Source organism: Hymenobacter lapidiphilus, assembly GCF_013377885.1.
Lineage (GTDB): Bacteria > Bacteroidota > Bacteroidia > Cytophagales > Hymenobacteraceae > Hymenobacter > Hymenobacter lapidiphilus.
The window spans coordinates 1-9,894 of record NZ_JABKAU010000068.1; the positions used below are offsets into that span (position 1 = coordinate 1).

Annotated in this window: 9 protein-coding genes; 8 read left to right on the forward strand and 1 reads right to left on the reverse strand. The window is 59.9% G+C overall.

Features of this window, described 5'->3' with window-relative positions:
• Positions 1-63: 63 nt before the first annotated feature.
• Complete coding sequence (locus HW554_RS20775) at positions 64-366, forward strand: transposase (protein ID WP_218134792.1); 303 nt, start codon at positions 64-66, stop codon at positions 364-366.
• Positions 291-1,232, forward strand: a complete 942-nt coding sequence (locus tag HW554_RS19640) for an IS3 family transposase (protein ID WP_317170916.1) — start codon at positions 291-293, stop codon at positions 1,230-1,232. Before HW554_RS20775 ends, HW554_RS19640 begins: the two co-directional genes overlap by 76 nt.
• Before the next feature lie 135 nt (positions 1,233-1,367).
• Here HW554_RS19640 and rlmN read toward each other — a convergent pair whose 3' ends face one another.
• Positions 1,368-2,444, reverse strand: a complete 1,077-nt coding sequence (gene rlmN, locus HW554_RS19645; protein WP_176910236.1) for a 23S rRNA (adenine(2503)-C(2))-methyltransferase RlmN — start codon at positions 2,442-2,444, stop codon at positions 1,368-1,370.
• A gap of 125 nt (positions 2,445-2,569) precedes the next feature.
• Between rlmN and HW554_RS19650 the strand changes: the two genes are divergently transcribed.
• From HW554_RS19650 to bshC, 6 genes are all read left to right on the forward strand, one after another.
• Positions 2,570-4,327 (forward strand): LIC_10190 family membrane protein, encoded by a 1,758-nt coding sequence (locus HW554_RS19650; protein WP_176910237.1) that lies wholly within the window; start codon positions 2,570-2,572, stop codon positions 4,325-4,327.
• A gap of 180 nt (positions 4,328-4,507) precedes the next feature.
• Positions 4,508-4,690: a 50S ribosomal protein L33 gene (gene rpmG / locus HW554_RS19655; RefSeq protein ID WP_019946888.1), complete on the forward strand. Its 183-nt coding sequence runs from the start codon at positions 4,508-4,510 to the stop codon at positions 4,688-4,690.
• Positions 4,691-4,698: 8 nt separating this feature from the next.
• A complete protein-coding gene (locus HW554_RS19660) occupies positions 4,699-4,860 on the forward strand; it encodes a DUF4295 domain-containing protein (protein WP_019946887.1) in 162 nt (53 codons plus the stop codon).
• Between the two features lie 242 nt (positions 4,861-5,102).
• On the forward strand, positions 5,103-6,080 hold the full coding sequence (gene ftsY, locus HW554_RS19665) for a signal recognition particle-docking protein FtsY (protein WP_176910238.1): 978 nt from the start codon (positions 5,103-5,105) through the stop codon (positions 6,078-6,080).
• A 264-nt stretch (positions 6,081-6,344) separates the two neighbouring features.
• Positions 6,345-7,658, forward strand: a complete 1,314-nt coding sequence (gene rimO, locus HW554_RS19670) for a 30S ribosomal protein S12 methylthiotransferase RimO (RefSeq protein WP_176901121.1) — start codon at positions 6,345-6,347, stop codon at positions 7,656-7,658.
• A gap of 226 nt (positions 7,659-7,884) precedes the next feature.
• The gene (gene bshC / locus HW554_RS19675; protein ID WP_176910239.1) at positions 7,885-9,477 is read left to right on the forward strand and encodes a bacillithiol biosynthesis cysteine-adding enzyme BshC; all 1,593 of its coding nucleotides are present in this window, start codon (positions 7,885-7,887) and stop codon (positions 9,475-9,477) included.
• The last annotated feature ends 417 nt before the right edge of the window (positions 9,478-9,894 follow it).

Sequence of the window (9,894 nt, forward strand, 5' to 3'; positions counted from 1 at the left end):
CCCCGCTCCTACTGAGGTGGTCTAGCTAAAACGGACAGTGAGAAGTCTTATCTTCCACTGCCCATGACCGAGAAACTGAATTTTAGTGGCTTGCCTGCCACACGCAAGAAATATACACCCGCTTTCAAAGCCGAGTGCGTGCGCCAAGTCGCGGCCGGAGCCCGCCAGACGGACGTAGCCCGCGCCCAAGGTATTTCGCCGGCCTTGCTCGGCCGCTGGCAGCGCGAGGCGCTAAAAGCCGCCGTGCCCAGCAGCGCCGAGCGCGACGAAATCAAGCAGCTACGCGCCGAATTGCGGCGCGTGGAAATGGAGCGCGATATTTTAAAAAAAGTCGTGACCATCTTTGCGCAACCGCCTCAGTCATGAACCGCTACCAGTTCATGCAGGCTTGCACCGAGCCCTGGCCCGTGCAGTTGTTGTGCCGGTTGTTGGCCGTCAGTACCGCCGGTTATTACCAGTGGCAGCAGCGCCCGGCCCAACCGGCTGCCACATGGCAGCCAGCAGCGCAGGCGGCGTTTACGCGCCATGCTCGCCGCTACGGCACGCGACGGTTGCGGGCCGAATTGCGCGCCGAAGGCCACGCCGTGGGTCGCTATGCGCTCCGCTCCTGGCTGCACCGCAACGGGCTGCGGGCGCTGAGCACGCGTGCTCAGCGCCCGCGCACGACGGTGGCCGACCCGGCCGCCGTCGTGGCTGAAAACCGGCTGCTCGGTCAACCCGCCCCCACTGCCCCCAACCAGGTGTGGGTGGGCGACATCACCTATCTGCCCCTGCCGGGCGGGCGCTGGTGCTATCTGGCCACTTGGCGCGATACCTGTTCGCGCCGGGTCGTGGGCTGGAGTCTGGCCGCGCAGATGCCCACCGAGCTCGTTCTGCAAGCGCTCGAACAAGCCCTGACGCTACGCCAACCCGCGCCGGGCCTGATTATCCACGCTGACCGTGGCAGCCAGTACACCAGCGCCGCCTGCCGGGCCCGCATCGACGCTGCCGGAGCGGTGGCCAGCTTCAGCCGGCCCGGCAACCCCTACGACAACGCCCAAGCTGAAGCCGGCTGGAGCACGCTCAAAACCGAATTACTGCCTCACGGAACCGTCTTTGCCAGTCTCGAAGAGGCCCGCTTAGAGGTCGCCCATTACCTGGACACCTACTTCAATTTGGACCGTCGCCACTCCGCCCTCGGCTACCGCTCGCCCCAGCAATTTGAACGCGACTTGAATCTCAACCTATCTTAGCGCACTGTCCGTTTTTACTGGACCACCCCATACACCGACCTCCGCAACTTGAGTTAGCCACGAAAAAAACAGTCGGGGCCGCTGCATATGCAGCGGCCCCGACTGTTTTTTTGAAACGCTCGTAAGCGCGTCCGACTATGCAGCCGGCTCCTGCGGCTGCTTCACGGCCAGCTGCCCGCAGGCAGCATCAATATCTTTACCCCGGCTGCGGCGCAGGTTGGTTTGCACACCCCGGTCGGCCAGATACTTGTGGAAGGCCAGTAGCTTGGCTTCACCAGTGTTGCGGTAATCGGCGTTTTCGATGGGGTTGTACTCGATGAGGTTGACTTTGCAGGGCAGCCACTTCGAAATCTGAAACAGCTCCTCGGCATCCTGCAGCGTGTCGTTGAAGCTCTCGAATACGATGTACTCGTAGGTAACCTTGCGGCCGGTGGCCTGGTGGTAGTACTTCAGCGCTTCTTCCAGCGCCGCCAGCGAGTTGGCCTCGTTGATGGGCATAATCTCGTTGCGCTTCGTGTCGTTGGGCGCGTGCAGGCTCAGGGCCAGATTGGCCTTCACGCCGTCGTCGGCCAGCTTTTTAATCATCTTGGCAATGCCGGCCGTGCTGATGGTGATGCGGCGCGGGGCCATGTTCAGGCCGTCGGGCGCAGTGATGCGCTCGATGCTCTTCACCACATTAGCATAGTTGAGTAGCGGCTCGCCCATGCCCATATACACGATGTTGGTGAGCGGCGTGCCGTACTGGGCCTCGCACTGCTCCCGGATGCGTACTACCTGGTCGTAAATCTCAGCGGCATCGAGGTTGCGCTTGCGGTCCATGTAACCGGTCGCGCAGAACTTACACGTAAGCGAACAGCCCACCTGCGACGAGATGCAGGCCGTCATGCGCGTGTCGTGCGGGATGAGCACGCCCTCCACAATGTTGCCATCAAACAGCCGAAAAGCCGATTTAATGGTGCCGTCGTTGCTCACCTGCTGGTTCTGCACCTGCACGCCGTTGATAACGAAGTGGCGCGCCAGCAACTCGCGGGTGGCGAGGCTGATGTTGTTCATTTCCTCGAACGTGCCGGCCGTATTCTTCCACAGCCACTCGCTCACCTGCTTGGCCCGGAAAGGCTTCTCGCCGTTCTGCACCATAAACGCCTTCAGCTCGTCGGAGCTGATTTTACGGATATCGCGCTTGGAAATTACGGGCAGGTCTAGCATCATCATAGCGCAAAGATACAACGCCCGAGGCAGTTGGGTTCCCACGGCAGGCCGGTTTTGCGAGCCTCAGGAAGTCAGAAAGGTCGGCCAACCAGCCGGGTGCTTACTTTGGCGGTTTAAATCCTTCTCTCATGCTGCTTATTCTGGGAGGCTGGCTGCTGCTGGCCCTTGTTACGACTACGCTGGGCTGGTCAGGCTGGCGGGCGCTGGTGGGCAACCGCCCAGCCGTGCGGCCGCTGCCACTGGAAGCACTGAGCCTAACTGGCGTGGCCCTGCTGTTGGTTGGGTTGGCGCCCGTGTCGCTGGTACTGCCATTGGGCAGCCTGGCTGTACGCGGCGCGCTGGGCGTGCTGGTAGTGGCACTGCTGCTGGGGCAGCGGCGGGCAATCGTTGTGGAGTTGTGCCGTTGGTGGGCCACACCGCGCCCGGCAGCGTGGTGGGTGGGGGTGGGCCTTCTGGCCCTATTGCTACTGGTGCTGCTACTATATCAGCAGCTCGGCAGCCGCAACCCCGATGCTCAGCTCTATTACCTACAGTATCTGCACTGGCTGGAGCGCTATGCCGTGGTGCCGGGATTGGGCAACCTGCACGGGCGACTCGCCTTCAACTCGCACTTGTTCCTGGGTACGGCCGTATTCGGCATTCCAACGCCCACGGGCACCTACTACCCGCTGCCACCCTACCTCAACACCTTACTGGCCATGGCGGCGGCACGGGGGGTGACCTGGGCAATACGAAACAAAGAGGCCCGCTATACTGCCTGGGCTGGGGCCGCGCTGCTGCTATTCTGCATATATTTTTATCTGTTTCGAGGCTGGGTGGCCAGCCCCGCGCCCGATTGTGCGCTGGTCGTATTTCTGAGCTTTACATTTCTGCTATACAGCGGTTTTTTCGGCCCCTATCACGTGCAGGGCCGGGCCGGTCGGCCCCGGCTGTTGCTGCTGGCGCTACTGAGCGGCGCGGCCGTCACCATCAAGCTCTCGGCGCTACCCGTGCTGCTGCTGCCGCTGCACGCGCTGTGGGTAGCCAGCCGCCCGCCCGGCCCGGCGGGGGTAGCCGAGGAGCCCACCGCCCAGAACTGGCCCAGGCTACTAGGGATTATGCTGGTAATTTTCCTGCCGTGGCTGGTGCGTAACTTGGTTCTTTCAGGCTATCCGGCATATCCGTTACCGGGGCTGCCAGGCCTACCGGTTGACTGGCGGATGCCACCCGAACTGGTGCTAACCGAGCAACGGCTTATTACCAACATGGCCCGCGACTTACCCCGAGCCGACTGGTACGGCCCCACCGATACGGCCTGGCAATGGCTGCCGCGCTGGTGGCAGCAGGAGTGGCTCAACTCCCCCATAACAATGACCTTGCTACTGCTGGCTGCCGTGGCGCCGCTGGCAACCTGGTGGCGGGCCCGACAAACGGGAGCCAGATTCACTCACCCTGGCTGGCTGAGTGCCTGGCTGGTAGCGGCTGGGGGGGGAATATTCTGGTTTGCGCTGGCCCCCGACTATCGCTTTGGCATGGGCTTTCTACTGGTGCTGGCCTTCTGGCCCTGGCTGACGCTACCGATGCCCCGCTGGTTGGGCAGGCTGGTTCTAGTGCTAGTTGTAGCCGCGATGCTACACCTATTGCGCGACCCGATTTACGGCCTGCGCCATCCGCGGCCAGGAGCAGTAGCGGCTCTGGTATGGCCCAATTTGCCCCCACTGCCACCCACTCGTCCCGTGCGCCTGCCCAGTGGGCAACTGGTGCGCGTTGCCAATGGGGAACTGGGGGCCTGCGGCGAAACCCCACTGCCCTGCACTCATGCTCTTGCGCCGGGCCTGGAGTTACGGGGTGAGTCGCTGGCCGAGGGATTTCGGGTGGCGTGGCCACCAGCAGCTCAACAGAAGTAATGTTGCAGCAGCGTAGAGGGGTATCTGGTCGGGATATTACCTTGTTTCACAGGCTCGAAACCTGCGTCAGGCAGCTCAGCCACATATCTGAAATGCTAAGCGCCCAATTATCAATAAACTATTTGTCAATGCCGATTTCCCTTGTACCTTTGCAGTCCTTAATCCAAAAACCCCGTCGAGATGGCTAAGAAAGGCAACCGGGTGCAGGTAATCCTTGAATGCACTGAGCATAAGAACTCGGGGCAGCCGGGCACCTCGCGCTACATCACCACCAAGAACCGTAAGAACACGCCCGAGCGCATCGAGTTGAAGAAATTCAACAATGTGCTGCGTAAGATGACCGTTCACAAGGAAATTAAGTAACCCGCGTCATGGCAAAGAAAGTAGTAGCAACCCTGAAGACCGCTACCGGCAAAGACTGGGCGAAAGTGATTCGCGCCGTCAAGTCGGAGAAAACCGGTGCCTACACCTTCCGCGAGGAAATGGTACCTGTTGACAAAGTACAGGATTACATCACGACCGGCGTTAAGTAGCCGGTTGCCCCTTGGGGCTACCTGATACGAAGTGAAGAAGTCCCGCCAGCGTGGGACTTTTTTGCATACAGAAGTTTTGAGAATCCAGAACGTCATTCTGAGCAGAGCGAAGAATCTCGCGTGCCAAGGTAACTCCTGACAGCAGGGCTACCTTGGCACGCGAGATTCTTCGCTCTGCTCAGAATGACGTTCTTTGCTAACCTAGTCCCTCATATCCTCACCAACCCAGACCCCTGACCCCTATGGGCCTCTTCGATTTTTTCAAGAAGGACAAGGAAAACAAGGAGCAGCAGCAGGCCCTCGATGAGGGGTTGCAGAAAACAAAAACCAGCTTCTTCGACCAGCTCAGCAAGGCCGTAGCCGGCCGCAACACCGTAGATGAGGCCGTACTCGACGACCTCGAAACCATGCTCGTGCACGCCGATGTGGGCATCGACACGACGGTGAAGGTGATTGAGCGCATTGAGAAGCGCGTGGCCCGCGACAAGTACGTGAGCACCGCCGACCTTGACGTGATTCTGCGGGAGGAAATTGTGGCATTGCTCGACGCCAACAGCAGCGCCACTGGCTCGCGCGCTATTCTGGATAGGCCCGACAGCCCCGGCTCGCCCTTCGTGATTATGGTGGTGGGCGTGAATGGGGTAGGCAAAACTACGACTATCGGTAAGCTGGCCCACCGTTTTCATAGTGCAGGCAAAAAGGTGGTGCTGGGTGCCGCCGACACGTTCCGGGCCGCCGCCGTGGATCAGCTCATCATCTGGGGCGAGCGGGTAGGCGTACCCGTCATTTCGCACGGCATGAACACCGATCCGGCCGCCGTAGCCTTCGATGCGGTGCAGAAAGGCGTGGAGATGGGTGCCGACGTGGTAATTATTGACACGGCGGGCCGCCTGCACAACAAGGTAAACCTGATGAACGAGCTGAGCAAGATCAAGCGCGTAATGCAGAAAGTGATTCCCGGCGCGCCCCACGAGGTGCTGCTGGTGCTTGACGGCAGCACTGGCCAGAATGCCTACCTGCAGGCCCAGGAGTTCACCAAGGCCACCGACGTATCGGCGCTGGCCATTACCAAGCTCGATGGCACGGCCAAGGGCGGGGTGGTTATCGGCATCTCGGCCCAGCTACAGGTGCCCGTGCGCTACATTGGTGTGGGCGAAAAGATGACCGACTTGCAGCTCTTCGACCGGACCACGTTCGTCAATTCGCTGTTTAAGAAGTAACTACGTAGGGGCGGGGCTTGTCCCCGCCCGCCGTTTGCACCTTATCAACGATTCCGTTCAACGGCGTGCGGGGACAAGCCCCACCCTTACACCATGTTGCCAGAGCAGGTTTGCCGGTGCCACTCCCATCGCAAAGAAACCTTCCGCTTAGGAAAAGGTGTTAGCTCCTGCGTACCTTTGCGGTCCGAATTTCGCCGCGGGCTGAAAGCGGGCAAGTTTCTCACTTAGAAAGAATTGCCCGGCCACCCGCCATCCCAATCCAGCATGAAAGTAAGAAGCCAGCAGGCCAATAAAGTCAACGTCATCACCCTCGGCTGCTCCAAGAACATCGTGGACTCGGAGGTGCTCATGGGCCAGCTCCGGGCCAACCAGTTCGAGGTAACCCACGAGGCCGAGCAGAGCGACGCTAACATCGTCATCATCAATACCTGCGGCTTCATTGATAATGCCAAGCAGGAGAGCATCGACACCATTCTGCGCTACGCCGACGAAAAGGAGGCCGGCCGCTTGGAGAAGCTCTACGTAACCGGTTGCCTCTCGCAGCGCTACAAGGACGATCTGGAACGCGAAATTCCGCAGGTAGATGCCTATTTCGGCACCTTGGAATTGCCACAGCTGATGAAAAAGCTGGAGGCCAACTACCAGCACGAGCTGGTGGGCGAGCGGCTCCTGACCACGCCCGCGCACTACGCCTACTTCAAGATTGCCGAGGGCTGCAACCGGCCCTGCTCGTTCTGCGCCATCCCGCTGATGCGCGGCAAGCACACTGACCGCCCCATTGAAGACCTAGTAAAAGAGGCCAAGCGTCTGGCCAGCATGGGTACTAAGGAGCTGATTCTCATCGCCCAGGACCTGACCTACTACGGTTTGGAGCACTACGGCACTCGCAAGCTGGCCGACCTCGTGCGCCACTTGTCGGATGTGGAAGGAATTGACTGGATCCGGATGCAGTACGCCTACCCCTCGCAGTTCCCGCTTGATGTGCTGGACGTGATGAACGAGCGCGACAACGTGTGCAAGTACCTTGACATGCCTTTGCAGCACATTTCGGACAACATGCTCAAGAGCATGCGCCGCGGCATCAGCCAGCGCCGCACCCGCGAGTTGGTCGATACCATCCGCCAGCGCGTGCCCGACATTGCCCTGCGCACGACCCTCATTGCCGGTCACCCCGGCGAAACCCAACAGGATTTCGAGGACCTCTACCGCTTCGTGGAAGACACCCGCTTTGACCGGCTGGGCATCTTCAACTACTCGCATGAGGACAACACGCACTCCTACACCCTCGAAGACGACGTGCCAGCCGAGGTGAAGCAGGACCGCGCCGACCAGATCATGGAGCTCCAGCAGGGTATTTCGATGGAGCTCAACGAGCAGAAAATCGGCCAGACCTACAAGGTACTCTTCGACCGCAAGGAAAGCGGCTACTTCGTGGGCCGCACCCAATACGACTCGCCCGAAGTGGACAACGAAGTGCTGGTGCCCGCCAACAACGACACGTTCGTACGCATCGGCGACTTCGCTCAAGTGGAAATCACCGAAGCCTCGGATTTCGACCTGTACGGCCGCTTGGTATAGAATATTAGTTGTCAGTTGCTCGTTATTAGTTGTTAGTTGTTAGTTGTCAGGCTAGTTTGCTTTTCGGCAGCTTTTGCAATAGCTCCCGGTGCCTCTGGTGCCGGGAGCTATTGCTTTTAACAGCCTTGCCAGCAACTGATAACTAACAACTGATACCTGACAACTAAAAATACCCCGTTACTTTGTGGCGTCTGGCCGGTTGTAGCCGGATTACCCTCTCCCGCCCATGACCGTAACCACGCTTTCCTACGCCGAAACCGGCGCTTTTTCTTCTTTGCTGGTTGATTATCTGGCCCGTAAAGAAGCCCTTCAGCCCTTTTATCACCGTTTTCCGGAGCTGACGGCCTTTGAAAAGCAAATAGAGGAGAAGCAGGCGGCGTACTCATCCGAAGCCCGGCAGCGGCTGGTAGCCGCCTTACAACAGCAGTATGCGGGCCTGCCAGCAGCGCCCGCCGCCGTGCACACCAACCTGACACTATTGGCCCAGGAAACCACGTTTACCGTGACGACCGGCCACCAGCTCAACCTGTTTACCGGCCCGCTGTACTTCATTTACAAGATTGTATCGGCCATTAAGCTGGCCCGGCAACTCAAGGAGAAATATCCGCAGTACGATTTCGTGCCGGTATACTGGCTGGCCACCGAGGACCATGATTTCGCCGAAATCAACCATTTCAGCCTGTTTGGCAAGACGTACGAGTGGAACGCGTCTGCTACCGGCCAACCCGTGGGCCGCATGAACCTAGACGGGTTGGCCGAGCAGGTGCTTGACCAATTGCCAGCCGACGTGCCGGCGCTGTTCCGCGAGGCCTACGAGCGGTCGGCCACGCTGGCTGAGGCCACCCACCGGCTGGCCATGGGCCTGTTTGGCGACTACGGGCTGGTGAGCCTCGATGCCGATGTGCCGGAGCTGAAGCAGGCCCTGGCCCCGGTGCTGGAGCGCGAGCTGCGTGACCAGGCTTCCTACCAGGCCGTGCAGGCCACCGACGCCCGGCTGGAGGCGGCCGGCTACAAGCCCCAGGTATACGCCCGGCCTTTCAACCTATTCTTCATCACGGCCGATGGCCAGCGCGAGCGGCTGGAGTACGACCACACCACCGACTCGGTCACGCTGACCGTGGACGGTGCTGCCAAAGTGCTGGGGCGGCCCGAGCTGCTGGCGCTGGCGGCCGCGCATCCCGAGCAGTTCAGTCCCAATGTGGTATTACGGCCGCTGTACCAGGAGCTTCTGCTACCTAACCTGTGCTACATCGGGGGTGGGGCCGAGGTGGCCTACTGGTTCCAGTTGAAGAGCGTGTTCGAGGAAAATGGGGTGCCTTTCCCGATGGTGCTACTGCGCAACTCGGCCCAGTTCATCAGCAAGGCCAACGCCGCCAAGCTGCGCAAGCTGGGGCTGGATAGCACAGCCGTATTTGCGAAGCTGCCGGCCCTAAAGCAGCAGTTGGCCGCGCACCTGGGGCAGGAGGAAGTGGACCTGCGCGAACAGCAGCAGCAGCTGGCCGCCGCCTTCGAGCAGGTAGCCGCGCTGGCCCAACGCCTCGACCCCTCGCTGGTGAAAGCCGTGGCCGCCGAGCAGCAGAAAGCCAGCGGCATCCTCAGCAACCTGGAAAAGCGCCTCAGTAAGGCCGCCGAAGCCAAACACGAAACGGCCTACCAGCAGCTCGATGGCCTGCTGGGCAAGCTGCTACCCGGCGGCGGCTTCCAGGAACGCTCCGACAACGTGCTCAACATCCTCATCAACAACCCCGATTTCATAACTCAGCTGCTCGACGCCTTCGACCCGCTGGCGCTGGAATTCACGTTGCTGGAAGAGGAATAGGTTTTTAGCCTTTAGCTATCAACTGGTAATTATTGAAGCTGTTTAGAAAGTCAAAAGAACGTCATACTGAGCGCAGTCGAAGCATCTCTACCGCTTCGTTAAACAACCACAACGAAGCGGTAGAGATGCTTCGACTGCGCTCAGCATGACATCCTAACTGATTTCTGGCACTTCCTAAACAGCTTCATTATCTTTCAATTAGGCATCTGGTGGGTGGGCGCTGGTTTTTTGTGCTGGTCAGACAACCACTGGTCGTTGGCAAGTCTCTGGGAAGAGTACATCATTTATTCCTCCCAGATGCTTTTTCACGCTACCGTTTCCCCAGGCCGCTACCTTCGGTTGCTTCGCTATGCCCTGCTGCCGCTACTGCTGCTGGCCCTCACCGCTACCCATGCCCAAACCCTGACAGGCAGTGTT